18 protein-coding genes are annotated in these 25,829 nt (G+C 67.5%); 10 read left to right on the forward strand and 8 right to left on the reverse strand.

Going from position 1 to position 25,829, the window contains the following annotated elements; all coding sequences use genetic code 11:
* Nucleotides 1-446: 446 nt before the first annotated feature.
* A complete protein-coding gene (locus tag B146_RS0110705) occupies nucleotides 447-1,685 on the forward strand; it encodes a porin (RefSeq protein WP_026358514.1) in 1,239 nt (412 codons plus the stop codon).
* A 301-nt stretch (nucleotides 1,686-1,986) separates the two neighbouring features.
* Nucleotides 1,987-2,325: a DUF2147 domain-containing protein gene (locus tag B146_RS0110710; protein ID WP_019996436.1), complete on the forward strand. Its 339-nt coding sequence runs from the start codon at nucleotides 1,987-1,989 to the stop codon at nucleotides 2,323-2,325.
* A gap of 241 nt (nucleotides 2,326-2,566) precedes the next feature.
* Here B146_RS0110710 and B146_RS0110715 read toward each other — a convergent pair whose 3' ends face one another.
* Nucleotides 2,567-3,274 carry a glutathione S-transferase family protein gene (locus B146_RS0110715; RefSeq protein ID WP_019996437.1) on the reverse strand — a complete coding sequence of 236 codons (708 nt, stop codon included), beginning with the start codon at nucleotides 3,272-3,274 and terminating at the stop codon, nucleotides 2,567-2,569.
* Nucleotides 3,275-3,453: 179 nt separating this feature from the next.
* Here B146_RS0110715 and B146_RS29005 point away from each other — a divergent pair, with 179 nt between their 5' ends.
* The 4 genes from B146_RS29005 (at nucleotide 3,454) to sbmA (ending at nucleotide 7,597) form a co-directional block, all read left to right on the forward strand.
* On the forward strand, nucleotides 3,454-3,612 hold the full coding sequence (locus tag B146_RS29005; RefSeq protein WP_019996438.1) for a hypothetical protein: 159 nt from the start codon (nucleotides 3,454-3,456) through the stop codon (nucleotides 3,610-3,612).
* A gap of 71 nt (nucleotides 3,613-3,683) precedes the next feature.
* Nucleotides 3,684-5,186: an AMP nucleosidase gene (locus B146_RS0110725; protein WP_019996439.1), complete on the forward strand. Its 1,503-nt coding sequence runs from the start codon at nucleotides 3,684-3,686 to the stop codon at nucleotides 5,184-5,186.
* Between the two features lie 5 nt (nucleotides 5,187-5,191).
* Entirely contained in the window at nucleotides 5,192-6,214 is a 1,023-nt protein-coding gene (locus B146_RS25715; protein WP_019996440.1) for an endonuclease/exonuclease/phosphatase family protein, read from the forward strand.
* Nucleotides 6,215-6,364: 150 nt separating this feature from the next.
* A complete protein-coding gene (sbmA, locus tag B146_RS0110735; RefSeq protein ID WP_019996441.1) occupies nucleotides 6,365-7,597 on the forward strand; it encodes a peptide antibiotic transporter SbmA in 1,233 nt (410 codons plus the stop codon).
* Nucleotides 7,598-7,615: 18 nt separating this feature from the next.
* Here sbmA and B146_RS0110740 read toward each other — a convergent pair whose 3' ends face one another.
* Nucleotides 7,616-9,244 (reverse strand): electron transfer flavoprotein-ubiquinone oxidoreductase, encoded by a 1,629-nt coding sequence (locus B146_RS0110740; RefSeq protein ID WP_051091550.1) that lies wholly within the window; start codon nucleotides 9,242-9,244, stop codon nucleotides 7,616-7,618.
* 189 nt (nucleotides 9,245-9,433) lie between these two features.
* On the opposite strand from B146_RS0110740, the gene B146_RS0110745 reads away from it, so the two are divergent.
* Nucleotides 9,434-10,336 carry a uracil-DNA glycosylase gene (locus B146_RS0110745; protein WP_026358515.1) on the forward strand — a complete coding sequence of 301 codons (903 nt, stop codon included), beginning with the start codon at nucleotides 9,434-9,436 and terminating at the stop codon, nucleotides 10,334-10,336.
* A 116-nt stretch (nucleotides 10,337-10,452) separates the two neighbouring features.
* Nucleotides 10,453-11,703, forward strand: coding sequence for an MFS transporter (locus tag B146_RS0110750; RefSeq protein ID WP_019996444.1), 1,251 nt, complete (start codon nucleotides 10,453-10,455; stop codon nucleotides 11,701-11,703).
* Nucleotides 11,704-11,713: 10 nt separating this feature from the next.
* Here B146_RS0110750 and B146_RS0110755 read toward each other — a convergent pair whose 3' ends face one another.
* Complete coding sequence (locus tag B146_RS0110755; protein WP_040408467.1) at nucleotides 11,714-12,661, reverse strand: DMT family transporter; 948 nt, start codon at nucleotides 12,659-12,661, stop codon at nucleotides 11,714-11,716.
* Between the two features lie 452 nt (nucleotides 12,662-13,113).
* On the opposite strand from B146_RS0110755, the gene pepN reads away from it, so the two are divergent.
* Nucleotides 13,114-15,762, forward strand: a complete 2,649-nt coding sequence (gene pepN, locus B146_RS0110760) for an aminopeptidase N (RefSeq protein ID WP_019996446.1) — start codon at nucleotides 13,114-13,116, stop codon at nucleotides 15,760-15,762.
* 363 nt (nucleotides 15,763-16,125) lie between these two features.
* Nucleotides 16,126-18,399, forward strand: coding sequence for a PAS domain-containing sensor histidine kinase (locus tag B146_RS0110765; RefSeq protein WP_019996447.1), 2,274 nt, complete (start codon nucleotides 16,126-16,128; stop codon nucleotides 18,397-18,399).
* A 58-nt stretch (nucleotides 18,400-18,457) separates the two neighbouring features.
* On the opposite strand, the gene B146_RS0110770 is transcribed toward B146_RS0110765, so the two are convergent.
* The 5 genes from B146_RS0110770 to B146_RS0110790 form a co-directional block, all read right to left on the reverse strand.
* Complete coding sequence (locus B146_RS0110770) at nucleotides 18,458-21,427, reverse strand: bifunctional [glutamine synthetase] adenylyltransferase/[glutamine synthetase]-adenylyl-L-tyrosine phosphorylase (RefSeq protein WP_040408468.1); 2,970 nt, start codon at nucleotides 21,425-21,427, stop codon at nucleotides 18,458-18,460.
* Nucleotides 21,417-22,844: a sensor histidine kinase gene (locus B146_RS0110775; protein WP_019996449.1), complete on the reverse strand. Its 1,428-nt coding sequence runs from the start codon at nucleotides 22,842-22,844 to the stop codon at nucleotides 21,417-21,419. The genes B146_RS0110770 and B146_RS0110775 overlap by 11 nt, the downstream gene beginning before the upstream one ends.
* Nucleotides 22,845-22,872: 28 nt before the next feature.
* Nucleotides 22,873-23,589 (reverse strand): response regulator transcription factor, encoded by a 717-nt coding sequence (locus B146_RS0110780; protein ID WP_019996450.1) that lies wholly within the window; start codon nucleotides 23,587-23,589, stop codon nucleotides 22,873-22,875.
* A 110-nt stretch (nucleotides 23,590-23,699) separates the two neighbouring features.
* Complete coding sequence (locus B146_RS0110785; RefSeq protein ID WP_019996451.1) at nucleotides 23,700-25,220, reverse strand: Do family serine endopeptidase; 1,521 nt, start codon at nucleotides 25,218-25,220, stop codon at nucleotides 23,700-23,702.
* 90 nt (nucleotides 25,221-25,310) lie between these two features.
* Nucleotides 25,311-25,829 (reverse strand): cytochrome c-type biogenesis protein, encoded by a 519-nt coding sequence (locus B146_RS0110790; protein ID WP_019996452.1) that lies wholly within the window; start codon nucleotides 25,827-25,829, stop codon nucleotides 25,311-25,313.

Here is a 25,829-nt window from a genome sequence, read left to right on the forward strand (position 1 = left end):
GAGACGCGGCCTGCGCCCTTCGTGCGCCCGCGACGCCGGCAGGCTCTGCGCCAAGGGAACCGTCGAGCGAGACGCTGGCGGCACGGGCCCGCACGCTCAATCGGGCGCAACACCTCAAACGCATGCTTCATCGCGCGAGAACGCTTCACCCCGAAGCCTCCCCATTTGGGTGTCGCTTCGCCTCAAAGAGGTGGACTGGGTGAAAGAAGACGCAACGTTAGCTCGTGCAACATACTTTGTTAGTTATGCTTATTTTGTGATGCAAAGCTACAACTCATCCATTTCGCTAGCTGTTGCGAAGCTTTCACGACCAGAAAATGACTCTCGTATGAAAAAAAGTTCATGTTACACGTTTTAGCGAGGGCCACGACGCTACGGCAGGCTTTCGCCAACGAACCGAACAAGCCCCAAGAAGCTTGATCCGAATGTTGACTGGAGAAATGATCATGAACATCAAGAGCCTTCTTCTCGGCTCCGCCGCGGCCCTCGTGGCAGTAACCGGCGCCCGTGCGGCCGATGCCGTCGTGGTTGCCGAGCCCGAGCCCGTCGACTACGTTCGCGTCTGCGACGTCTACGGCAAGGGCTTCTACTACATCCCGGGCACGCAGACCTGCCTCAACATCGGCGGCTATGTCCGCTTCCAGTACAACGTCGCCGGCGACCCGGCCCGCAATCGGGAAGGCGACAAGTACCAGGCCGGCTCCTCGGTTCAGGCTCGCATCGATTTCGACGCCCGCGAAGAAACCGAGCTCGGCACGCTGCGCGCCTTCGCCCGCGTCCAGGCCACCAACAACACGATCGCACAGCCGGATTCGGGGCTCGGCGCCAGCTATGTGATGGACCAGGCCTATATCCAGCTCGGCGGCCTCCTCATGGGCTACCGTGACACGCTCTGGAGCTCGGGCATCGGCGGTCTGGAAGACGGCCTTCTGACCGACACCGGTCTCGCCGTCGGCGACATCGGCACCAACCAGATCAACTACACCTTCACGTCCGGCGGCTTCGCGGCCACGCTCGGCCTCGAAGACGACCGCACCGGCGACGTCGTTCCCGACGTCCATGCCAAGCTCGTCTACACCGGCGACTGGGGCGGCGTTTACCTGTCGGCCGTCTATGACGAGACCAACAACCGCAACGACATTCCGAGCGCGATCACGATCAACGGCGTGACCGTCGCCGTGAACGGCACGTTCCCGACCCTTCTCCAGAACGGCAACAACGACGCCTTCGCTCTGAAGGGCGGCGTGCTCCTGAAGAATCTCGTCGCGCCGGACACGCAGTTCAAGCTCGAAGGTCACTACGCCTTCGACCCGACCGTCTATGCCGGCATCACGGCCATCGACACGGTCTCGACGCTGGCAGCCAATCAGCTGACCAATGGCGGCGTTCCGATCCTCCTCGAATGGGCCGTCGGTGCGGGCTATGCGCAGAAGGTCGGCAAGGTCGGCTTCGCGATCTCCGGCCAGTATGGCGAGACGTTCGACATGTCGCGCTTCGACCCGCGCACCCGCCGCACCACGGTCGACCAGGGCGAATACTGGGCGGCCGTCGCCAATGTCGGCTACCAGATCACCAACAACTTCGCGACGCTCGGCGAAGTCTCCTACAAGAGCGTCGACTTCGGCGGTCCTGCTGGCGACGTCGACCAGGTCTCGGGCTTCCTGCGCTTCCAGCGCAGCTTCTGATCCAGAGCTGCCCTGCGGGCTCCGGCCCGCAGGCAACCCCGCCGGTCTCCGGCATCATGACCTGCCTCCAGCAAGTCGCGCATGAGCCAAAGTCGTTTCGTCCACACTTTGGCTGGAATAGGGAGCCGTTCCGCGTCTGCGGGACGGCTTTCGTCGTTGAAGGCCCTTTGGCCGACGCAGCAACGCGCCTCACCTCCCGTTCCTCGCGGAGATGCCGGGGAGCGGGCCCTGCGGCCCTGCCCCCCCCTTGAAGCGCCGCGATCGGCGCGCATGTGAAGCCCGGTTCGCACCGGGAGTTTCCATGCTTCACCCCTTCCTTCTCGCTCCGCTGCTTCTTCTGTGCGGCGTCGTCACCGCCAGCGCGGAGCCGCTTCTGGGCACGTGGCGGCTTTCGAACGGGGAAACCGTGACCTATTCGCGCTGCGGTGCGGCCTTCTGCTCGACCGTCGATACGGGACGCTACAAGGGCCAGTCGGTCGGTCGGATGGAAGGCTCGGCGCCGCTCTACAAGGGCACCGTGATCGATCCGCGCGACGGCAAGAGCTATGACGGGCGCGCCAGCGTGGAGGGCGACCGGCTCGTGCTGACCGGCTGCGTCGCGCGCGTCTTCTGCCGGTCGCAGACCTGGACGCGCCGCTGACGGCTGAGACCGATGAATCGGGTGAGAGCCGGGCTGGGCTCTCGCCCCGCGTCTCGCGAGGCACCGTCACGGCCAGCGGCTTCGGCGAGCATCGGGTTCGGCGGGCATCGGCAACGACGCCGCGAAGCAAACGTCCCTTTCGCGCCGATCCGATCAGGCCGTCGAACAGGCCCCGAGGGTGCCGCACCATCGGCGCGGCCCCTCTCGTGAAGTCGAATGTCGAGGGGTTCGAAGCCGCCGTTCAGCGCGCCTTCTGCCCGAACAGAACGCTCTGCGCGTTCTTGTCGGCGGCCAGATTCAGCTTCTCGCGCTCTTCCTTGCCGACCGCGAGACCCCGCTCCACGGCCGGCCGCGCCTTCATGCGCTCGAACCACGCTTTCAGATCGGGGAAATCCTCCAGCGACTGGCCCTGATTGGCGTGCGGCACGATCCAGCCGATCGAGGCCATGTCGGCGATGGAATACTCGCCGGCCAGGAAGTCGCGGCCCGACAGACGCTTGTTCATGACCCCATAGAGGCGGTTGACCTCGTTGGTGTAGCGATCGATGCCATAGGCGATCTTCTCGGGCGCATATTGGCGGAAATGATGCGCCTGCCCCGCCATCGGGCCGAGCCCGCCGACCTGCCAGAACAGCCATTCCTCGACGGCGACGCGCGCGCGCTCGTCGCTCGGATAGAAGCGCGCGAACTTGCGGCCGAGATATTGCAGGATCGCGCCCGATTCGAAGACCGAGATCGGCTCGCCGCCGGGGCCTTCGGGATCGACGATCGCGGGCATCCGGTTGTTGGGGGCAATGGCCAGGAAGTCCGGCTTGAACTGGTCTCCCGCCCCGATGTTCACGAGCTTCAGCTCGTAGGGCACGCCGAGTTCCTCCAGCATGATCGAGACCTTCCAGCCGTTGGGCGTCGGCCAGTAGTGAAGTTCGATCGGCTTGGTCTGCTCTGTCATGGCGCATGGCTTCCTTCTACGACTGGGCACGCAATCTAGGCACGCCGTGCGCCGACGAACAGGGGAACCGCGCCGAAGCCGGGCAGTCCCGCGAAATCTGAACGAATGCTTAAGGCCTTCCCCAGTCCGGGTTCAGCTTCGTCGGGCAAGGTTCGGCACACGCCCCGGAGGAGATTTCGATGCCGCTTCGCCTTGCCATCGTGTGCAGCCTGTTCGCTCTGTTCGCCTTCGGCTTTTCGGAACTCGTCGAATCCAAGCAGCGCGTGCCGGGCATCGGCGTGGCGAGCGCGGGCTGCCTCGATCGCGGCATGGTCTGCGTGAAGCCATCGGCCGATTGATCCCCCGGCGTCAGGCAAGTTTCGCGGGCGCCCGGCATTCCCGAAGACACGCCCCTCTTGTATGAGGGAGCATGACCGAGCCATTCGCGAGTTCGACCGTGCCGCAATTCGTTTCTCCCCCGTCCGGCGCGCCGCGCGCCTTCATGGAGGCCGAAGCGGCCGTGGCGGAGCTGACCCGCCTTTACCGGCTATCCGCCGAATTCCTGTGCGACCGCTTCGACGAGGTTCTGACCTCGGGCGACACGTCGCGCCGCTTCCGGGCCTTCTACCCGGAGGTGCGGATCGAGACGGCGGGCCATGCGCGGGTGGACTCGCGTCTCGCCTTCGGCTTCGTGCCCGGCCCCGGCATCTACGCGACGACCGTGACGCGGCCGGACCTCTTCGACCACTACCTCGTCGAGCAGCTGGAACAGCTTCTCAAGAACCACGGCCAGCCGATCCAGGTCGGCCTGTCGCAGACGCCCATTCCCTTACATTTCGCGCTGCCGGAAGGCACCTATGTGGACGGGGCGCTGGCCGAGAAACTCGACAAGCCGCTGCGCGATATCTTCGACGTGCCCGATCTTGCCGCGACCGACGACCGGATCGTCAACGGCAATTTCGAGCCGGAGCCCGGCGAGCCCCTGCCGCTCGCGCCCTTCACGGCGCAGCGCGTCGATTATTCGCTGATGCGGCTCGCCCATTACACGGCGACGAGCCCCCGCCATTTCCAGAACTTCGTCCTGTTCACGAACTACCAGTTCTATGTGGACGAGTTCTGCGTCATGGCCCGGCGGCTGATGGACGAGGGCGGGCGCGGCTATGACGGGTTCGTGGAGCCCGGCAACATCCTGACGCGCGCCGGCGCCTCCGAGCCCGAAAGCGGCGTCGCGCCCGTGCGCATGCCGCAGATGCCCGCCTATCACCTGACGCGGCCGGACGGCAGCGGCATCACCATGGTCAATATCGGTGTCGGCCCGAGCAACGCCAAGACGATCACCGACCACGTGGCCGTGCTGCGCCCCCATGCCTGGCTGATGCTCGGGCATTGCGCCGGCCTTCGCAACACGCAGGCCCTTGGCGACTACGTGCTCGCCCATGCCTATGTGCGGGAAGATCACGTTCTCGACGCCGATCTGCCGGTCTGGGTACCGGTTCCCCCGCTCGCCGAGGTGCAGGTGGCGCTGGAGCGCGCGGTGGCCGACGTCACCGGCCTGTCGGGCTACGACCTGAAGCGCATCATGCGCACGGGTACGGTCGCCACGATCGACAACCGCAACTGGGAGCTGCGCGACCAGACCGGGCCGGTGCAGCGCCTGTCGCAGTCGCGCGCCATCGCGCTCGACATGGAATCGGCGACGATCGCCGCCAATGGCTATCGCTTCCGCGTTCCCTACGGCACGCTGCTCTGCGTGTCCGACAAGCCGCTCCATGGCGAGTTGAAGCTGCCGGGCATGGCGACCGAGTTCTACAAGCGGCAGGTCTCGCAGCATCTGGAGATCGGCATCCGCACGATGCAGAGCCTGGCCGACATGCCGCACGAGCGCCTCCATTCGCGCAAGCTGCGCTCCTTCTTCGAAACGGCGTTCCAGTAGGCTCCATGGGTTTTGCCGCGCTTTGGAAGGGGCTGCTCGTCCTGGCCGCGTTCGCGGGCGGGCTGGGCATCCTCGCGGGTTTCTTCGGAGCGCGCGTCCACCCGTTCGACAGCGTGGCCCATTTCCGGCTGCTTCTCTCGATCGCCCTGGTGCTCCTTGCCTTTGTTGCCCTGGGAACGCGCGCCTGGCTGGCTATGGGTGTCGCGCTCGGCTTTGCCGGTCTCGGCTTCGCCTTCACGCTGCCCTGGCTCCTGCCCGGGCGGGCCCAGCCGGCGAGAGAGGGCCAGCCGAGCTACACGCTGCTGCAGATGAACCTTCGCTACGACGCCGCCGACAAGGCGGGAGCGCTGCGGCGCATCGGCGAAGCGCGGCCCGATGTCGTGACGCTGCAGGAGGTCACGGACGAGTGGCGGGAGACCTTCGGGCTTCTGGCCGAGACCTATCCGTTCCAGACCTATTGCGGCTTGAAGGAGGATCGCGACGGGATCGCCATCCTGTCGCGTCGCCCCTTCGTCGGCGAGGCCCTGTGCCAGCCGCGCAACGGGCGCGTCACGCAAGGCGTCGATCTCAACGGGCGCGTCCTCGCCGTCACTTCGCTTCATCTCGACTGGCCCTGGCCCCGGCACCAGTGGCGCCAGATTCGCGGCATCGGAGACACGCTGCGCCGCGCGGACGGCCCATCGCTTCTCGGCGGCGACTTCAACGCCGCGCCCTGGAGCGCGGCGGTCGGCACCGTCGCCGAGAACAACGGCCTTCGCGTCGTCGGCGGGATCGGACCGACCTGGCTGACCATGCGCTTCAGCGAGCTTTGGCCGCGCTGGCTCGGCCTGCCGCTGGATCAGCTTCTCGCCTCGTCCGACGTGATCGTGGACGAGGTGCATGTGCTGGAGCGCACGAGTTCGGACCACCTGCCCGTGCTTCTGCGCTTCTCGCTCGCGTCCAAAGTGCCGGCCACGACGCCGGAGAGCCAGCCACCGGCCACCGCATCCGCGCAAGCCGACCGAAGCGCCAGTCCGGGCAGCGCGTGATACGCGCCCGCCCGCGCACGCAGGCATGAAGACCGAAGACCGAAGACCGAAGACCGAAGACCGAAGATGAAAACTTGGTCATGACAGAAGCTTAACGGGATCGGCCGCCTGCCCTCTGCCAAGGTTCGCCTCGTCAGAGGGTCCTTGCCGATGTTCGTTTCCTTCTTCCCCCGCCCCCGCCTGTTCTTTTCCTCCGCGCTCGTCTGGACGCTCCTCTGCGCGGGCCTGTGGTACGGGGCCGCGCGGCCGCTCACGCATCATCTGGGGTTCGGCGAGGGCGCGGACGCCGTCGGCATCTCCGCCTTCTGGTCGCCGGCCTTTCTCTGGTTCTATCTTTATTTCGCGGCCTGCGTGTCGCTGTTCGCCAGCGTCTGGCAGCGCATCGCTCCGCACCCCTGGGCGCGCTGGTCGATCCTCGGCTCGGCGCTGATCCTGTTTCTGACCTATTTCCAGGTGCAGATCTCGGTCGCCGTGAACACGTGGTACGGGCCGTTCTACGACCTCATCCAGGCCGCGCTCTCGCACGAGCATCCGGTCACGACCGGCGACATCTATCGCAGCTTCCTGACCTTCGGCGGGCTGGCGCTCGTCGCCGTCTCGGTCGGCGTTCTCACCAGCTTCTTCGTCAGCCATTACGTGTTCCGCTGGCGGCAGGCGATGAACGAATTCTACATGGCGCACTGGTCGGCGCTGCGCGGGGTGGAAGGCGCCTCGCAGCGCATCCAGGAAGACACGATGCGCTTTGCGACCACGGTGGAAAATCTCGGCGTCAGCCTGATCCAGGCGGTGCTGACCCTCATCGCCTTCCTGCCGATCCTGCTCGGCCTTTCCTCCGCCATCCGCTCCCTGCCCCTCGTCGGCGAGGTGCCCCATGCGCTGGTGATCGCGGCGCTGCTCTGGTCGCTGTTCGGGACGAGCTTCCTGGCGCTGGTCGGCGTCAGGCTGCCGGGTCTCGAGTTCAGCAACCAGAAGGTCGAGGCCGCCTATCGCAAGGAACTCGTCATCGGCGAGGATCGCGCCGACCGCGCCCAGCCGCCGACGGTGCGAGCGCTGTTCGCCGATGTCCGGCAGAACTATTTCCGCCTCTACTTCCACTACATGTACTTCAACGTCGCGCGCATCTTCTACCTGCAGGCGGACGTGATCTTCCCCTATCTGGTTCTGGCACCGACCATCGCGGCGGGCGCGATCACGCTCGGCGTCATGAACCAGATCCTCAACGCCTTCGAGCAGGTGCGCAGCTCGTTCCAGTATCTGGTGACGAGCTGGACCACGATCGTGGAGCTTCTGTCCATCTTCAAGCGCCTGCGCGCCTTCGAGGGGATGATCGGGACGGACACGCCCGTCCCCGCCTACGGCGCGGCCCTTCCCGCCGCCGAGTGAGGACGGCGGGCCGGCCGGTCACATCGTCCCGTAGACCGGCCCTTCGCCGCCCTGCGGCGGAACCCAGGTGATGTTGCCGTTCGGGTCCTTGATGTCGCAGGTCTTGCAGTGGACGCAGTTCTGCGCGTTGATCACGTAGCGCGGATCGGCCGGGTTGCTCTCGTCCCACTCGTAGACCGCCGCCGGGCAATAGCGCTGCGACAGGCCGGCATAGCGATCGTGCTCCGAGCTTTTCTGAAGCGCCATGTCCTTCACCTTGAGATGAACCGGCTGGTCCTCCTCGTGATTGGTGTTGGACAGGAAGACCGAGGAGGTCTTGTCGAAGGTGAGGACGCCGTCGGGCTTGGGATAGACGATCGGCTTGTGCTGGTCGGCCGGCTCGGTCGACTCGGCGTCGGTCTTGCCGTGCGGCATCGTGCCGAAGAAGGAGAAGCCGACGAGTTGGTTCATCCACATGTCGAGCGCGCCGAGCGCGACGCCGACACCCGTGCCGAAGCGCGACCAGAGCGGCTTCACGTTGCGCACGGCGTAGAGGTCCTGCCCGATCGGCGAGGCGCGCCAGCCGCTCTCATAGGTCTTCAGGAGATCGGCCGAGCGCCCTTCGGCGATCGCCGCCGCCGCCGCTTCGGCGGCCTGCATCCCTGAAGAAATCGCATTGTGAACGCCCTTGATGCGCGGCACGTTGACGAAGCCGGCCGAGCAGCCGATGAGCGCGCCACCCGGGAAGACAAGCTTCGGCACCGACTGGTAGCCGCCTTCCGTGATCGCCCGCGCGCCATAGGTCAGACGCTTGCCGCCTTCCAGAAGCTCCGCGATGTCGGGATGCGTCTTGAAGCGCTGGAACTCCTCGAACGGGTTCAGATAGGGGTTCTTGTAGTTCAGGTGCGTGACGAAGCCGACATAGACCTGATTGTTTTCGAGATGGTACAGGAACGAGCCGCCGCCGGTGGCGAGATCCAGCGGCCAGCCGAACGAATGCTGGATCAGGCCGGGCTTGGCCTTGGCCGGGTCGATCTGCCAGAGCTCCTTGATGCCGATGCCGAATTTCTGCGGCTCGCGGTTCACGTCGAGCCCATGATGGCGAATGAGCTGCTTGGCGAGCGAGCCGCGCACGCCCTCTCCGATCAGCACGTATTTGCCCATGAGAGCCATGCCGCGCTGGAAGTTCGGGCCGGGCTCGCCGGAGCGCTCGATTCCCATGTCGCCGGTGGCGACGCCGATCACGCGGTCTTCCCCGTCGGTCAGCAGCTCGGTCGCGGCAAAGCCCGGATAGATCTCGACGCCGAGCGCTTCGGCCTTTTGCGCCAGCCATTTGCAGACGAGGCCGAGCGAGACGACGAAATTGCCGTGATTGCTCATGAGCTTCGGCATGAAGGCGTTGGGCAGGCGCACGCCGCCATGCGAGCCGTAGATATAGAAGCGGTCTTCCGTCACCGGCTGGCGGATCGGGGTTTCCTCGCCGCGCCATTCGGGCAGGAGCTTGTCCAGCGAGGACGGATCGAGCACGCAGCCCGACAGGATATGCGCACCGACCTCCGCGCCCTTTTCGAGAACGACCACCGAGAGATCGGGATTGACCTGCTTCAACCGGATCGCGGCCGACAGGCCGGCCGGGCCGGCGCCCACGATCACCACGTCGAACTCCATGGATTCCCGCTCCGGGATCGCCTCGCTCGCCACTGGTGTTTCCTCCGCGCTGATTTCTTTTCTCGAACGCTTCTAACGGAATCTTCATGCCGATGTCTTCCCGTTGAAACGGGCTGAACGGGTTTGTGACGCTTTTCCCCCGCCCGCGGGCGGTTCCCGCGCGCAAGCCGATCCGATAAGACGAGACGCATGACGAGGGCGGAGCCAGAAGCGGACGAACGGATGGGCGAGGCGCTGGACGCCTTGCTCGGCTGGTATGCGCGCGCCGGGGTGTCCACCTTCGCGTCGGACCGCCCGCGCGACCGCTTCGCCGAAACCGAGGCCGAGACCGAGCGCCGCCGTCTGGCACGACCGGCCTCCGCCGCGCAGGGCGTGGCGCCGGGCGCCGGGCCTCAGCCGCAAGGCAGCGCCGCCCTTCCCGAACGCCGCGCGGCGGCCCCGCCGCCACGCCCGCGCGCCCCTTCGATCGCGCTGCGCTCCGACGAAGCCCTGGCGAGCGAAGCGCGCGAGGCGGCGGCGAAAGCCACGAATCTCGCCGAGCTTCAAGCGCTGCTCGCCGATTTCACCGGCTGCGGCCTCAAGGCCACCGCCAAGAACCTCGTCTTCGGCAATGGCGCGGAAACCGCCGAGATCATGTTCGTCGGCGAAGCGCCGGGGCGCGACGAGGATCTGGCGGGCGAGCCCTTCGTCGGGCGCTCGGGCCGGCTCCTCGACCGGATGCTCGCCGCGATCGCCATCAAGCGCGAGGATGTGCGTGTCACCAACACGGTGCCCTGGCGCCCGCCCGGCAACCGCACGCCGACGCCGGCCGAGACCGAAACCTGCCTGCCCTTCACGCTGCGCCATATCGAGCTGGTCAATCCGCGCTTTCTGATCTGCCTCGGCTCGCCCTCCACCAAGGCCCTTCTGCGCTCCGAGGAAGGGATCATGCGGCTGCGCGGTCGCTGGGCGAGCGTGACGCTGCCGAACGGCGTCGCGGTGCCGACCATGGCCATGCTCCATCCGGCCTATCTCCTGCGCCAGCCGAGCCAGAAGCGCCTCGCCTGGCGCGACCTTCTCAGCCTTCGCCAGAAGCTCGACACGAAGGAATGATCGGCGTTTCGCCGCGCTGTCGGCAAGCCGACACGCTGCGTCGTTAATCAGGGTGCGCTGCAGCGAGGAACGCGCTAGGTGATGCGTCACCACGCTGCCCAACCGGACGATGCCCCATGCGCGCCGACCTCCTGCCGATCGTCTCGCTGCTTCTTTCCACCTTCTTTCTCATGGCGGGCGCCGGTCTTCAGGGCATTCTCCTGCCGGTGCGCGCCTCGATCGAGGGCTGGAGCCCCTACGAGATCGGCCTGATGGGCACGGGCTATGCCGTGTTCTTCACGCTGGGCTGCGTCGTCATGCCGGCGATCGTGCGCTCGGCCGGGCATGTGCGCACCTTCTCCTCGCTCGCCGCGCTGCTCGCCATCTCGGTTCTCCTGAACGGGCTGATCATCCATCCCGTGGCCTGGATTCTGGCGCGCGGCCTCGCCGGCTTCGCGCTGGCGGGCGCCTACATGGTGATCGAAAGCTGGCTGAACGAGCGCGTCACCAACGAGACGCGCGGGCGCATCTTCTCGATCTACATGGTGATCTCCATGGCGGCGATGATCGGGGGGCAGTTCGCCATGCCGATCGCAAGGCCGGAACTCGCCGCCGGCTTCATGATCTGCGCCATTCTCTATGCGCTCGCGGTGATCCCGACCGCCCTGTCGCGCGCCGAAAGCCCCAAGCCGCTGACGCAGGTGAAGCTCGACCTCGGCACGATCTATCGCAACTCGCCGGCCGCCGTGATGGGCGTCTTCGCCTCCGGCATCCTGTCGGGCGCCTGGACCAACATGGCCCCCGTGCTCGGCCAGAAGATCGGGCTCTCCACCGCCGAGATCTCGACGCTGCTCGTCTCCACCATGGCGGGCGGCGCGGTGCTGCAGGTGCCGCTCGGCCGCTTGTCGGACCGGATCGACCGGCGCGCGGTGATGGTGCTGGCCGGCCTCATCGGCCTCGGCGCCTCCACCTTCGCGCTCACCTTCTGGTCGGGCAACGTCCTGACGCTCTTCGCCATCGCCTTCGTGATGGGCGGCGTGATCTATCCCGCCTATTCGCTCGCCGTCGCCCATGCCAACGACTTCGCCGACGCGGCCGATTTCGTGAAGATCTCCGGCGGGCTCCTGATCCTCTACGGCTTCGGCACGATGGGCGGTCCGATGCTCGCGGCCTGGCTGATGGAGCGCGGCGGGCCGAGCGGCATCTTCTTGGCGACAGGCGGCGCGCATGTGGCGCTGGCCGGCTATGCCGCCTTCCGCATGGCGCGTCGGCAGGCGCTGCCGGCCGAGGAGCGGGAGGACTTCAAGTCCGTGCCCTTCGCGCGGACGCAGACCCCCGCCTCCTTCGAACTCGACCCGCGCGCCGAGGGCAACGCCCCGGGCGCGTGAGCCGCCCTCCTCATCCCTGCGGCGAGGACACGCGGCGCGCCTTGCGCCGCTCGATGCCGAGCCGGTGCTCGCGATAGATGATGAAGATGCCCGAGCCGATCACGATGCAGGCGCCGACCAGCGTCGTGCTCTGGATTTCCTCGCCGAAGAACTGGACGCCGATGGCGATGGCGAACAGCATCGAGGTGTATTCGAAGGGCGCGATCGTGGACGTGTCGGCATAGCGATAGCAGCCGGTCAGGAGAAGCTGCCCGACGCCCCCGCACAGACCCGCCACGACCAGCGCCACGAGCTGCGCCGGGCTCGGCCAGACCCAGCCGAACAGGATGGTGGACAGGGCGACGAGGCTGGAGGTCAGCGAGAAATAGACCACGATCGTCGGCGTGCGTTCCTTGCGCACCAGACGCCGCACCTGGATCATCGCGATCGCCGCGAAGCCCGCCCCGCCGAGCGAGGCGAGCATTCCATAGGCCCGGTCGGGGTCGGCCGCCTCGGCTCCCAGCGTGAAGTTCGGCACGGCGACAACGAGAATGCCGCACAGGCCGATTAGCACCGCCGCCCAGCGATAGGCGCGCACCGTTTCCTTCAGGAAGAGCGCGGCGAAGATCACCGTCAGGAGAGGCGTCGCGTAGGAGATCGCGATCCATTCGGGATAGGGCAGACGCGACAGGGCGAAGAAGCCGAGCCCCATGGACGAGACGCCGATGATGCCGCGCAGGAAATGGCCGCCGATATCGTCGGTTCTGAGCGCGGTTCGGATTTCGCCGAGATAGGCGAGATAGATCGCGACCGGCACCAGGGCGAAGAAGGATCGGAAGAAGACGAGCTGCCCCGCCGGGATCTCCTCTCCGAGCGTCTTCAGGGAGGTCTGCATCGCCACGAAGACGACCACCGAGAAGACCTTGAGCCCGATCCCGAGCATCGGCTGGGGGGACGGAACGAGGGAGGTTGCGCTCATCGGACTCATGCTTCGGCTGGCCTTGCGGCCGGAAGCCGTCAGGCGATGCGCGCGCCGGCCCGAGCCGGAACGGTCCGGGCGGCGGCTGGGAGATGGCGAGACCCGTTCGGCAACCCGGCCCCAAGGCCCGCCTTTGCCTTTCCTCCGCGCGCGTGCGCCGGGTCGATCGATGCGTATCGCATCGGCCTGCCGGCTTCGACACGGGAAGGCGCTTGCGCGGCGAGATGCGTCCCGCCGGCCCTTGTGCAGCCGAGTTGTCAAACCGTCTCTGAAAAGGTGATAGGTAAGTCGCCCCCATGCGTCGACCCTAGAAGCGCACGGGTTCGGGAAACTTCCATTCGCGGCGGACATATCGCGTGAACGCGGGCCGCGCCCGGCGCCCCGCTGGCAAAGCGACGGGTTCGGCGCTATCCCCGGAGCCACCCTGGCTTTTTCGGAAGGCGACCCTCTCCATGCTGCGAACCGACGACGGACAGACCATTCGCCTCGAGGATTATCGACCGACCGATTTCGCCGTTCATCACGTCGACATGCTCGTCCGCCTTCGGGACGGCGCGGCAGAGATCCGGGCCGATATCCGCCTGGAGCGGCGCGAGGGCGTGGCCATGAGCGCCCCGCTCGTTCTCGACGGCGACGAACTGGTGCTGACCGGCCTTTGGCTCGACGGCGAGCCGGTCGCACCCGAGCGCTTCGACGCGACGCCCGAGCGGCTCGTGCTGCGCGACCTGCCCGCGCGCGGTCCCTTCGGCCTGCGGATCGAGACGCGCCTGTCGCCCGAGACCAACACGCAGCTCATGGGTCTCTACCGCTCGGACGGCGTCTGGTGCACCCAATGCGAGGCGGAGGGCTTTCGCCGCATCACCTATTTCCTCGACCGGCCGGACGTGCTCGCCACCTATCGCGTGCGCCTCGAGGCGGACCGCGCGAGCGCGCCGATCCTTCTCGCCAACGGCAACCCGCTGGAATCCGGCGATCTGGGAGAGGGGCGGCACTTCGCCGTCTGGGACGACCCGCATCCCAAGCCCTCCTATCTCTTCGCGCTGGTGGCCGGCGATCTCGATGCGCTGCACGATCGCTTCACGACCGCGAGCGGGCGCGACGTGGCGCTCGCCATCTATACGGAAAAGGGTCTCAGCGGACGCGCGGCCTATGCGATGGACGCGCTGAAGCGCTCCATGATCTGGGACGAGCGGCGCTTCGGGCGCGAATACGATCTCGACGTCTTCAACATCGTCGCGATCTCCGCCTTCAACATGGGGGCGATGGAGAACAAGGGTCTCAACGTCTTCAACCACAAATACGTGCTGCTCGACCCCGACACGGCGACGGATGGCGACTATGCGGGCGTCGAAACCGTGATCGCGCACGAATATTTCCACAACTGGACGGGCAATCGCATCACCTGCCGCGACTGGTTCCAGCTCTGCCTGAAAGAAGGGCTGACGGTCTATCGCGACCAGGAATTCTCGGCCGACGAGCGCTCGCGCCCGGTCAAGCGCATCAGCTCGGTCCACGGCTTGAAGGCGCAGCAGTTCCCCGAGGATCAGGGGCCGCTCCAGCATCCCGTGCGCCCGACGCGCTACCGCGAGATCAACAACTTCTACACGGCGACCGTCTACGAGAAGGGCGCAGAGCTCGTGCGCATGATCGAGACGATCCTCGGCGCGGCGCGCTTTCGCGCCGGAATGGACCTTTATTTCGAGCGCCATGACGGCGACGCCGCGACGATCGAGGATTTCCTCCGCTGCTTCGAGGAAGCCGGCGGGATCGATCTCTGGCAATTCTCGCGCTGGTATCACCAGGCGGGCACGCCGGTTCTGACCGTGAGCGAGCGCTTCGCGAACGGGCAGCTGACGCTCCGTCTGGAACAGGACCTGCCCAAGGGCGCGGCGGGCACGGGAACCGAACCCTTCCACATGCCGATCCGCTTCGGGCTGGTCGATGCGCAAGGCCATGATCTCGCGCTGGAGCCCGTGGCGGGCGATGCGGAGGTCGAGGGCGACGTCATCCACCTGACCGAAAGAAGCGCCGAGATCGTCTTCGATACGGGCGAGACGCGACCGCTCGTCTCGATCCTGCGCGACTTCTCCGCCCCCGTCACGCTGCGTCACGACCAGCGGCGGGAAGACCGGCTGGCGCTGGCGCGGCTCGATCCGAACCCGTTCGGCCGCTGGCGCGCCCTCACCGATCTCGTCGGCGAGATGCTGCGCGAGGCGGCGCTGGCCGAAGGCGCGGGCCGCGCCGTGCGATACGACGAGGCGGTGCTCGACGCTCTTTGCCGCTCGGCGGGCGACGCGGCGCTCGAGCCCGCCTTGCGGGCCCTCATGGTCACGCTGCCAGGCGAAGCGGAGATCGCCCGTCTCGTCGGCAGCGAGATCGACCCGGAGGCGATCCACCGCGCCCGGCGCGGCGCCTTGCGGGCGCTGAACGCGGCCGGCGGCGCCGGCTTCCAGGCGCTGCGGAGCACACTGGCCGAGCCGGCCGGCGCCTTCAGCCCGGATGCGGCGAGCGCCGGACGGCGCGCCTTGCGCGCCGCGCTTCTGCCCGTCGTCGCCTCCGGCCTCGCCTCGCCCGCTCCCCTGCTCGGCGAGTTCGAAGCAGCCGGCAACATGACCGACCGGCTCGCCGCGATCACGGCGCTCGTTCACGTCTTCCCGGCGAGCGCGGAGGCGCAAGCCGCGCTCGCCGCCTTTTTCGGGCGGTTCGAGACGGACGCGCTGGTGCTCGACAAATGGTTCACGCTGCAGGCGACCGCCCCGACCGACGACATCGTGGAAGCCGTGGAGCGGCTGCGCGCCCATCCCAAGTTCGATCTCGGCAATCCGAACCGCGCCCGCGCGCTGATCGGCGGCTTTGCCACGGGCAATCAGCGCGGCTTCAACCGCGCCGACGGCGCCGGCTATCGCTGGGTGGCCGAGCGGCTCGCCGAACTCGACCGCCTGAACCCGCAGACGGCGGCGCGCCTTGCCACCGCCTTCCGCTCCTGGCGCTCCTTCGACGCGCCGCGCCGCGCTGTGGCGGAAGCGGCCTTGCGGGAACTTGCCGGGCGCAAGGACCTGTCGCGCGACCTGTCCGACATCCTGACGCGCACGCTTGAATGAGCGCTCAGCGACGGGAAAAATTCACCCGTTCCCCTTGACTTCTCGCGAAGCGCGGAACCCCTCGAAAGGGCCCCGCGCTTCGATAATTTCACCCGTTCACGTTTTGTTAAGGCTGTTGAGGGAAAAGCGGGCGTAACCCCTGTAAGCGAGGCGCAACAGCAAGATTTGAGGCTTGCTCCCAGCCTGCGCTTCGCTCTCCCGCGCGCTGGACAAGCGAGTCGCGCTCTGTTTGATTGAACCCCGATTCGGGCTGGCGGAGCCGGGATCAAGGTCGACGGACGAGGGGTCGGTTGGATGAGGTCGGACGCTACCAGCGTGCCGGCAAGAACGGATTCGTCCCGAATTTCGGGATGGCTTCGCAGCTTGTCGCAAAGGGTTTCGAACCCAATCCTTCTGTCTTTTCGTGATCGGCTGGGCGAATACGAGCCCCTTCTGCGCAATCTCATTCCCTATTGCGTCATCGTGTTTCTGGTGGTCATGGCGCTCGTGCGCGTGATCTCGCTGATCGATGAAGGCGAGGCGATCGAAGCGCGCACGGCCAACGAACTGCGCGTCGTGGCGAGCCTTCTGCGCGCCGAGGATGGCGGCCTCGACGAGGCGATGCGCGACCCGCGCCAGCGCGCCACGCAGCTCCTCGCCGCCACGCTTCCCCTGTTCCTGAAGGATGACGGCCTCGTCGCGCTCGTGACCGATCGGCAGGGCCGCATCGTCGCCACGACCTTCGGCCATGAGGACGCCGTCGGCCGCAGCCTCGACACGGTGGTGGACGGCAGCCAGCCCTTGTCGGTCTTCGGCGAGCGCGCCGGCGTCATGCGCGTCGCGCTGAACGGCGCCAAGGCCCGCGCCTCCTCGGCGCAGCTCGACGCCCCCCTCGGCAACGTCATCCTCATTCGCGTCGAGGCCCAGACCTTCGCGGACTGGCGCCGCTCGGCTTCGCTGAACGTCACGCTCTTCTGCCTGACCTGCCTCGTCTTCCTCGCCATTCTCGTCGCCTATTATCGGCAGGCCCTGCGCGCCGGCACGGCGGACCGCCTGCTTCTCGACCAGCACAAGCGGGTCGAGACCGCCCTGTCGCGCGGTCGCTGCGGCTTGTGGGACTGGGATCTGGCGCGCGGGCGCATGTACTGGTCGCGCTCTATGTACGAAATCCTCGGCATGGCCCCGCGCGAGGAGGTCCTGTCCTTCGCCGAGGTCGCCGCGCTCCTGCATCCCGAAGACGGCTCCTTCTTCGAATTCGCCCGGCAGATCGCGTCGGGCTCGGTCGGCCATTTCGAGCGCTCCTTCCGGATGCGACGGGCCGACGGGCAGTTCCTCTGGCTGCGCGCGCGCGCCGAGGTGGTGCGCACGCCCAACAACGAGATCCATCTGATCGGCGTCGCCGTCGACGTCAGCGAGAACCAGCTTCTGGCGCGCATGACGGACGAGGCGAACACCCGCCTCCAGAACGCCATCGAGAACATTTCCGAGACCTTCGTCCTGTGGGACGCGGACAATCGTCTCGTTCTCTGCAACTCGAAATATCAGGAGGTCTTCGGCCTCACCGATGGCGATGTGCAGCTCGGCTCCGCCTTCGAAGCGGTGCGCGCCAAGGGCCGCAAGCCGATCGCCGAGCGCAAGCTGACCAGCTCGACCTTCGTGAAGGGCGAGCGCGCCTCCGAAACGCTTCTGGCGGACGGGCGCTGGCTGCAGATTTCCGAGCGCACCATGCCCGACGGCAGCCATGTGGCGATCGGCACCGACGTCACGCAGTTGAAGGTCCATCAGGAGCGGCTCAGCGATTCCGAGCGCCGCCTCATGGCGACGATCAACGACCTCTCCGCCTCGCGGCGCGACGCCGAGGCCAAGGCGCGCGAGCTCGCCGAGCTGAACCACAAATACATGATCGAGAAGGAGCGCGCCGAAAGCGCGAACCAGGCCAAGACGACCTTCCTCGCCAATATGAGCCACGAGCTGCGCACGCCGCTCAACGCCATCATCGGCTTTTCCGAGATCATGCACGAGGAAAGCTTCGGCCCGATCGGCAACGCGAAATACACCGAATACGCCGCCGACATCCATCAGAGCGGCCATTACCTCCTGAAGCTCATCAACGACATTCTCGACATGTCGAAGATCGAGGCGGGCCGCATGGTCCTGGCGCGCGAACTCGTGAACTTCCCGGCCATTCTCGCCGAGGCGACCAAGATCGTCGAGGTTCAGGCCGGCTCGAAGAATCTCAGCCTGCGCGTCGAAAGCCCCGAAAGCCTGACGCTGATCGGCGACCGGCGCGCCGCCAAGCAGATCCTTCTCAATCTGATCGCCAATGCCGTGAAGTTCACGGGCGCCGGCGGCGAGGTGCGCGTGCGCTCCCGCGTGCGGCAGAACCATGTGGTCGTCACCATCGCCGACAATGGCATCGGCATTCCCCGCTCGGCGCTCAAAAGCCTCGGCCGCCCGTTCGAGCAGGTCGAGAACGAGCTGACGCGCACGCACAAGGGCACGGGCCTCGGCCTCGCCATCGCCCGCTCGCTCGTGGAGCTTCAGGGCGGCCGGATGCGCATCGCCTCGACGCCCGGCCGGGGCACGGCGGTCTCGATCCGCCTCCCCTGCGCGCAAGCGGCCGAGATGCAGCAGCTTCCGGTTCCCGTCGCCGCCTGATCCCGCCTAGAGTCCCAGGCGCTTCGCTGGCGAGGCCGGGGCTTCGCTGGGGGGAAGTCTAGCCTCGCGGCAGACGCTCGTCGCCCGCGCCCTCGAACGGAAGCAGGGCGGCGAAGGACGCGCGCACGCGCTCGGCGAGATCGAGGATATGCGGCTCGATGCCCGCCTGATCGGCGAGGTCGAGCGATCTGGCGAGCCGGTCGGCAAGGCCCGGCGGCAGGTCCGCCACGCGAAAGGCCGTGCCCGGCCCCAGCCGGTGCAGATGAACGACGCGGGTGAGATCGGTCATCGCGGCGGGCAGCGCCTCGACGCCCGGCAGATCGGGATGGCGGCGGGCAAGTTCCGCCAGGACCCGTTCCGTGCTGCGCCCGATGAAGGACAGCGGCACCGCGCCCGACAGGATCGCCCATTGGGCAATGAATTCGAGATCGGTGAGCCCGCCCACCAGCCGCTTGAGGTCGAGAGCTCCCCGCGCCGGCTTCTGCACTTCCAGCCGGGCGCGCATGTCGGCGATGTCGTAGCCGAGCAGCGGGTCGCTCGCGTGGCTCTCGATCGCTGCGCGGATCGCCTCGCCGATCTCATGGGTCAAGGCGGCATCGCCCGCGAGCGAGCGCGAGCGCGTCAGGGCCATGCGCTCCCAGGTCCAGGCCTCGCGCTGGTATTTGCGGAAGGCGTCGATATGGGTGGCGAGCGGTCCCTTGTTGCCGGACGGGCGAAGGCGGAAATCCACCTCGTAGAGAACGCCGTCGGCCATGGGCGCGGTGAGCGCGGCGATGAGGCGCTGGGTCAGCCGCGTATAATAGGTCGAGACCGGAAGCGGCCGGTCGCCGTCCGAGGTCTCGGCCTCCGGGTCGTGGTCGTAGAGCAGCATGAGATCGACATCGGAACTCGCCGTCATCTCGCCGCTACCGAGCCGGCCGAGGCCGAGCACCACGAGCCGGCCGCCCGGCACGCGCCCGTGCGCGCGGCGGAACTCGGCTTCGACGCCCTCGACCAGCGCTTCCAGAACCGCGTCGGCGAGCGCCGTGAAGGCGCCGCCCGCCGCCTCGCCCTCGATCGCGCCGGCCAGAAGCCGGATGCCGACCAGGAAGCGCTGCTCGGAAGCGAAGATGCGGAGCCGGGCTAGACGCTCCTCGAAGAACTGCGCGTCGCGCAGGAACAGCGCAAGGCGTTCGCGCAGCAGCGCCCGGGTTGGGATTTCGCGGTAGAAGGCCGGATCGAGCAGCGCGTCGAACACGTGCGGACGCAGCGAGATCGTGTCGGCCAGTCGCGGCGCGGACGAGATCGCCAGCGCCAGAAGCTCCAGAAGGCGCGGGTTGGAGGCGATCAGCGAAAAGAACTGAAGGCCGGACGGTAGGCCGAACAGGAAGCGGTCGAAACCGGCGAGCGCGGCGTCCGGGTCCCGCCCCCGCGCGAAGGCCTCCAGAAGCGAGGGCAGGACGCGCACGAGCTGATCGCGCGCCGCTTCCGAGCGCGTCGCCCGGTAGCGCCCGCCGGCCCAGCCATGCACGATGCGCCCGATATCGCCGGTTCGGCGATAGCCGACACGCTCGAGCCAGGCGAGCGCGCCGGGGTCTTCGGCATCCGACAGGAGCGCGATCGCGCCCTCGTCGCTGCGCACCGGCGCGTGCTCGGCAAAGAGCGCCGAAAACCGCGCCTCGACGGTTTCGAGCCGCGCGATCAAGGCCGCCGAAAATTCTGCCAGCGTCTCGAAATTGCACAGGCGCGCGACGCGCAGGAGATCGCCCTCGGTCTCGGGCAGCGTGTGCGTCTGCTCGTCCGCCACCATCTGCACGGCGTGCTCGACCCGGCGCAGGAACCAGTAGGCCTGTGTCATCTCCTCGGCCGCCGCCGGCTCGATCCAGCCTTCGCGCGCGAGCTGGGCGAGGGCGTCGTCGGTGCGGCGCAGGCGCAGCGCCGGATTGCGGCCGCCGGCGATGAGCTGCTGGGCCTGCGCGAAGAACTCGATCTCGCGGATGCCGCCGCGCCCGAGCTTCACGTTCTGCCCGGCGACCATGATGCTCTCGAAACCGCGATGCCGGTCGATCCGCATCTTCATCGCGTGGATGTCGCCGATCGCGACGAAGTCGAGATAGCGGCGCCAGACGAAGGGGGTGATGTCGCGCAGGAAGGCGGTCGACGCCTCCTCGTCTCCGGCGATCGGGCGCGCCTTGATCATGGCGGCGCGCTCCCAGTCCCGCCCCGAGCTCTCGTAATAGACGAGCGCGGTCGGCACGGGCACGGCGAGCGGCATGGCGGACGGATCGGGACGCAGGCGCAGGTCGGTGCGAAAGACGTAGCCGTCCCTGGAGCGCTCGCCGATCATCTTCACGAGGCGCCGGGCGAGGCGCGAATACATCTCGACGCTTTCGGGCGGATCGAGCACGGCCTCGGCTTCCGGCTCGAACAGGACCACGAGGTCGATATCGCTGGAATAGTTCAGCTCCTCGCCGCCGAGCTTGCCCATGCCGAGAACGAAGAGGCCCGAGCCCCGCTCGGGATGGGCAAGATCGGGAAGCCGCAACTGCCCGCGGCGATGGAGATCGAGAAGCGCAAAGCGCAAGGCGCGCTTCACCGCGCCCTCCGCCACGCCGGACAGATGGCGCGTCGTGACGTCGGGCGGGGCGGCGCCGAAGAGATCGCGCAGCGCGATCAGGAGGCTCGCCTCGTTCTTCGAAAGGCGCAGCTCCGTCATGAGCGAGGCCTCGCTCGCGCCTTCGGGCACCGGCGCTCCCAGCGCCGCGATCAGCGCCTCGACGCGCGCGCCGGCCTCCTCCTCGAACAAGCGGTCGAGCCATTGGGGCGCGCGCAGCGCGAGGCCTTCGAGATGGGGCGAAAGCGACAGGGCCGCGCCGAGCCGCTGCTGCTCGGGGCCGTCCAGCGCGGCCCAGGCGGCGAGGCGGTCGAGGTCCTGCGCTGTTGCGGCAGCGGCGAGATCGGCGAGGCAAGAACGCGCCTTCTCCGGCGAAAGCGGCACCAGGGGAAGCGCCCCTCCGATACGCAGCGCGTCCCTGCCTTCAAGTGTCATCGCTCGCCTTGCCTCCCTCGGCCGGAATCGTGAGTGTCACGATAAGGCCGGGGGCGGCGTCGTCCAGAGTCATTCGTCCGTCATGGATGGAGGCGATCGCCTGCACCAGGGACAGGCCGAGGCCGGAGCCGGGCTTGGTGCGGCTTTCGTCCAGCCGGTAGAAGCGCTCCAGCACCCGCTCGCGCTTGTCGGCGGCGATGCCTGGGCCGTTGTCCGCGACGGACAACGAGAAGCCGCGCTCCTCGGGCGCGAGCCGCACGCGGATGCGCAAGGGCCCTTCCGTCGGCACGCCGTATTTCAGGGCGTTGTCGATGAGATTGGACAGGCCTTGCGCGATCAGCTCGCGGCTGACCTCGGCCGTCAAGCTCTCGGGCGCCTCCACCTCCAGCGTGCCGCCTGCATCCTCGGCCGAGGGCTCGTAAAGCTCGGTGACGTCCCGCACGATCGCCGCGACATCGACCTCGGTCTTCAGGGCCGGATGCGAGCCCGCCTCGACGCGGCTGATCATGAGGAGCGCGTCGAAGGTGCGGATCATCCCGTCGGCTTCCGCCATCACGCCTTCCAGCGCGCCGCGCAGCTCTGCGGGTGTCGCGTCCTCGCGCTCGCGCAGCGCCGCCTCGATGCGGTTGCGCAGCCGCGTCAGCGGCGTCTTGAGATCGTGCGCGATGTTGTCGGAGACCTGTCGCAGCCCTTCCTGCAGAAGCGAGATGCGGGCGAGAAGCACGTTGAGGTTTTCCGACAGGCGATCGAACTCGTCGCCCGTGCCGGCCACCGGCAGGCGCTCGTCGAGATCGCCGCCCATGATGCGCGCGGTGGCGAGCGACATGTTGTTGAGGCGGTGCAGCGCCGTGCGCCCGACCAGGAACCAGGCGATCAGCGCGCCGACGCTCATCAGGCAGAGCGCCAGGATCAGGGCGTTGCGCACGACGAGACGAATGCGGTCGAGCTCGGTCTGATCGCGCCCGACGAGAATGCGCAGCCCGTTCGGCAGCTGGATCACCTGCGCGATCGCCGTGTGGTAGCGATCGCCCGCGTCCTCGGTGAAGCGCGCGTAGCGGAAGGCCCGGCCGACGAAGCCGGGATCGTCGAGCACGCCCGCTTCCAGGCTCTCGACATTGCCGGCGAGAATGCGCCCCGTCGCGTCCGTCATGAGATAGAGCGAGGCGCCGGGCTGGCGCGAGCGCCGGTCGATGCTGCGCACGAGGCCGACGATCCCGGTGTTCTGATAGACGCGCCCGAGATCGGCGATCTCCTCGTTGATCGTCTCGCGGTTCTGGGTCTGGAGGATCGAGGCGGCCGATCCCGTGACATAGAAGAGAAGGATCGCCGCGAAGACGGCGAAGAGGCAGAGATAGATCGCCGACAGGCGAAAGGCCGTGACCCGCCAGAGGTCCCGGATGCGATTGAACCTTTGCATGATCGAGCGGGGCGCGCCGAAAGGGCGATCACCCCTGCCCCGCGCGCAGGATGTAGCCCGAGCCGCGCACCGTATGCAGCAGCGGCTCGCCGACATCGCGCTCGATCTTGGAGCGCAGGCGCGAGATATGGACGTCGATCACGTTGGTCTGGGGGTCGAAATGGTAGTCCCAGACGTTTTCGAGCAGCATGGTGCGCGTCACCACCTGACCGGCATTCTTCATGAGATATTCGAGAAGGCGGAACTCGCGCGGCTGGAGCACCACGGTCTTGCCGCCGCGCTTGACCTCGTGGGACAGGCGATCGAGTTCGAGATCGCCGACCCGGTAGACCGTCTCGATCTCCTTGGTGGCGCGGCGCCGACCCAGAACCTCGACGCGGGCGAGCAGCTCGGAAAAGGCGTAGGGCTTGGCGAGATAATCGTCGCCGCCCGCGCGCAGGCCGGTGACGCGGTCGTCCACCTGGCCAAGCGCCGACAGGATCAGCGCCGGCGTCATGTCGCCCTTTTCGCGAAGCGCCGAGATGACCGACAACCCGTCGCGCTGCGGCAGCATCCGATCCACGACGAGAACGTCGTAGTTCTGGCTTTCCGCCATGTGGAGGCCGGTCTCGCCGTCGGCCGCGTGATCGGGCACATGGCCCGATTCGCGAAACGCCTTCTGGAGATAGGCGGCGGCTTCCTTGTCGTCTTCGATCAGGAGGATACGCATGGTGTCGGATGTAGGCGAAACCGCTTGCAGCGTCATCTGTCCCCTCCGTCGGGATCGGGCGATTTCATCGAAAAAGAAACGGCGCCCCACGGTGGAGCGCCGCCGGGACGCGTGGAAGGGGAGGCCTTGGCCTCCCCTCCGCGAGCTCAGCTGCCGGAGATCGGCAGGGCGACGAAGCGGTTCTGGTCGCCGTTGCGCAGCTGGAAGAGCGCCGCCTTGCGACCGCTCGTGGAGGCGCTCTTGATCGCGGCCTCGACTTCGCGCTGCGACTTCACCTGCGTGCCGTTCACCGCCACGATCGTGTCGCCGGCCGATACGCCGCGCGTGGCGGCTTCGGAGTCCGGGTCCACGTCGGTCACGACCACGCCCTGCCCATCGTCCGAGGGGGTCAGCGTCAGGCCATAACCGCGCAGCGAGGACGGGTTCACCGGCACGTTGCTGTTCGAGCCCTGGTTGGAGGCTTCGTCGAGCGAGGCGAGATTGCCGAGCTGGACCTTGATCTGCTGGGCGGCGTTGTCGCGCCAGACCGTCACGTCGATCGACGCGCCGGGCTTGAACTCGGCCACCTTGCGGGCCAGCTCGCGCGGGCTGGACACGGTGTCGCCGTTGACTGCCGTGATCACGTCGCCGGTGCGGATGCCGGCCTTGGTGGCGGGCGTCTCGTTGTCGGGCAGCGTGACGATGGCGCCGTTGGTGCTGCCAAGGCCGAGCGCCTCGGCGATGTCCTTGGTCACCGGCGCGATCTGGACGCCGAGCCAGCCGCGCTGGACATTGCCGCTTTCGCGAAGCGACTGGATCACCGACTGAGCCGAGGACGCAGGGATCGCGAAGCCGATGCCGACCGAGCCGCCCGAGGGCGAGAAGATCGCCGTGTTGATGCCGATCACCTGGCCCTGCATGTTGAAGGCCGGGCCGCCCGAATTGCCCCGGTTCACCGGCGCGTCGATCTGGATGAAGTCGTCATAGGGACCGGCGCCGATGTCGCGGCCGCGCGCCGAGACGATGCCCGACGTCACCGAGCCGCCGAGGCCGAACGGATTGCCGACAGCCACGACCCAGTCGCCGACGCGCACCTTGGAATCGTCGGCCCAGTTCACATAGGTGAACTTGGTGTTGGGCGCGTCGACCTTCAGCAGCGCCAGATCGGTGCGCTTGTCGGCGCCCACGAGCTTGGCCTGATACTCGGTCCCGTCGTTCATGACGACCGTGTAGGTCGTGCCGCCCTCGACGACGTGGTTGTTGGTGACGACATAGCCGTCATCGGAGATGAAGAAGCCGGAGCCCTGGGCCATGCCCTCGCGCGGCGCCCGGCGCGGGGTGCGCTGGCCCGGTGTGGCCGGGCCGTTCGGGTTGCCGAACTCGAAGAAGCGGCGCAGCGGATGGCCTTCCGGCAGGTTCTCGAAAGGCGAGCCCTGGAGATTGCTGTCGCGGTCCGAGGCGTCGACGATCTTTTCCTTGACGCGGACGGAGACGACGGCGGGCGACACTTTCTCGACCACGTCGGCAAAGCCCGTATTCTGCGCGGTCGGGGCGACCTGCACGGCCTGCGCATAGGACGGATTGACCGTCGTCATCACGCCGCCGCTGAACGCCAGGCCAGCCACGCCCGCCGCCAGAGCCGCGGCGGTCAGGCGGCGCTTGGTCTTGTTGGTGATCGAGTTCGTCATGGATACCCTCGTTGGTTCCGGTCTGGCGCGGCGGGAAGCCCGTCGTGTCTGTGGTTGGGAACCTAGAGGATCGAAGATTACGGCAAGTTTTCAGCCACGTGAAAGCTTCGTAAGGTCGCCGGCCCCCTCGTCGCGCTCCAGCCGTTCGAGCACGGCGGCCACCGCCTTCTCTTCGTCCGCCGACAGGGGCGCGGGCGCGGCACCCGCCGGGCGACGGCGCGAGATCACGAGATAGGTGCCGCCTGCCAGGAGAAGCGCGACCGGCATTCCCCAGAGGAGCAGCGTCTGCGGCTCGAAGCGCGGGCGCAGAAGCACGAACTGCCCGTATCGCGCGACGAGATAATCGAGCACCTCTCCATCGCTGTCGCCCGCCTGGATGCGCTGGCGGACGAGGACCCGCAGGTCCTTTGCGAGATCGGCGTCGGAATCGTCGATCGACTGGTTCTGGCAGACCATGCAGCGCAGTTCGGACGACAGGGCGCGCGCGCGCTTTTCCATCGCGGGATCGGGCAGCATCTCGCTCGGCTGCACCGCGCCGGCCGGGACGGCGGCGAGGAGGCACAGGCCGGCGAGAGCGGCTCGCCCGACGGAGAGGGCTCGTATCGCCAT

Origin of the sequence: Aureimonas ureilytica DSM 18598 = NBRC 106430 (assembly GCF_000382705.1) — a bacterium.
Lineage (GTDB): Bacteria > Pseudomonadota > Alphaproteobacteria > Rhizobiales > Rhizobiaceae > Aureimonas > Aureimonas ureilytica.

Bases quoted from the DNA above. Each gene is read 5' to 3' on its own strand.
- B146_RS0110705 (WP_026358514.1), top strand. From the start codon at position 447: ATGAACATCAAGAGCCTTCTTCTCGGCTCCGCCGCGGCCCTCGTGGCA.
- B146_RS0110710 (WP_019996436.1), top strand. From the start codon at position 1,987: ATGCTTCACCCCTTCCTTCTCGCTCCGCTGCTTCTTCTGTGCGGCGTC.
- B146_RS0110715 (WP_019996437.1), bottom strand. From the start codon at position 3,274: ATGACAGAGCAGACCAAGCCGATCGAACTTCACTACTGGCCGACGCCC.
- B146_RS29005 (WP_019996438.1), top strand. From the start codon at position 3,454: ATGCCGCTTCGCCTTGCCATCGTGTGCAGCCTGTTCGCTCTGTTCGCC.
- B146_RS0110725 (WP_019996439.1), top strand. From the start codon at position 3,684: ATGACCGAGCCATTCGCGAGTTCGACCGTGCCGCAATTCGTTTCTCCC.
- B146_RS25715 (WP_019996440.1), top strand. From the start codon at position 5,192: ATGGGTTTTGCCGCGCTTTGGAAGGGGCTGCTCGTCCTGGCCGCGTTC.
- sbmA (WP_019996441.1), top strand. From the start codon at position 6,365: ATGTTCGTTTCCTTCTTCCCCCGCCCCCGCCTGTTCTTTTCCTCCGCG.
- B146_RS0110740 (WP_051091550.1), bottom strand. From the start codon at position 9,244: ATGGAGTTCGACGTGGTGATCGTGGGCGCCGGCCCGGCCGGCCTGTCG.
- B146_RS0110745 (WP_026358515.1), top strand. From the start codon at position 9,434: ATGACGAGGGCGGAGCCAGAAGCGGACGAACGGATGGGCGAGGCGCTG.
- B146_RS0110750 (WP_019996444.1), top strand. From the start codon at position 10,453: ATGCGCGCCGACCTCCTGCCGATCGTCTCGCTGCTTCTTTCCACCTTC.
- B146_RS0110755 (WP_040408467.1), bottom strand. From the start codon at position 12,661: ATGAGCGCAACCTCCCTCGTTCCGTCCCCCCAGCCGATGCTCGGGATC.
- pepN (WP_019996446.1), top strand. From the start codon at position 13,114: ATGCTGCGAACCGACGACGGACAGACCATTCGCCTCGAGGATTATCGA.
- B146_RS0110770 (WP_040408468.1), bottom strand. From the start codon at position 21,427: ATGACACTTGAAGGCAGGGACGCGCTGCGTATCGGAGGGGCGCTTCCC.
- B146_RS0110775 (WP_019996449.1), bottom strand. From the start codon at position 22,844: ATGCAAAGGTTCAATCGCATCCGGGACCTCTGGCGGGTCACGGCCTTT.
- B146_RS0110780 (WP_019996450.1), bottom strand. From the start codon at position 23,589: ATGACGCTGCAAGCGGTTTCGCCTACATCCGACACCATGCGTATCCTC.
- B146_RS0110785 (WP_019996451.1), bottom strand. From the start codon at position 25,220: ATGACGAACTCGATCACCAACAAGACCAAGCGCCGCCTGACCGCCGCG.
- B146_RS0110790 (WP_019996452.1), bottom strand. From the start codon at position 25,829: ATGGCGATACGAGCCCTCTCCGTCGGGCGAGCCGCTCTCGCCGGCCTG.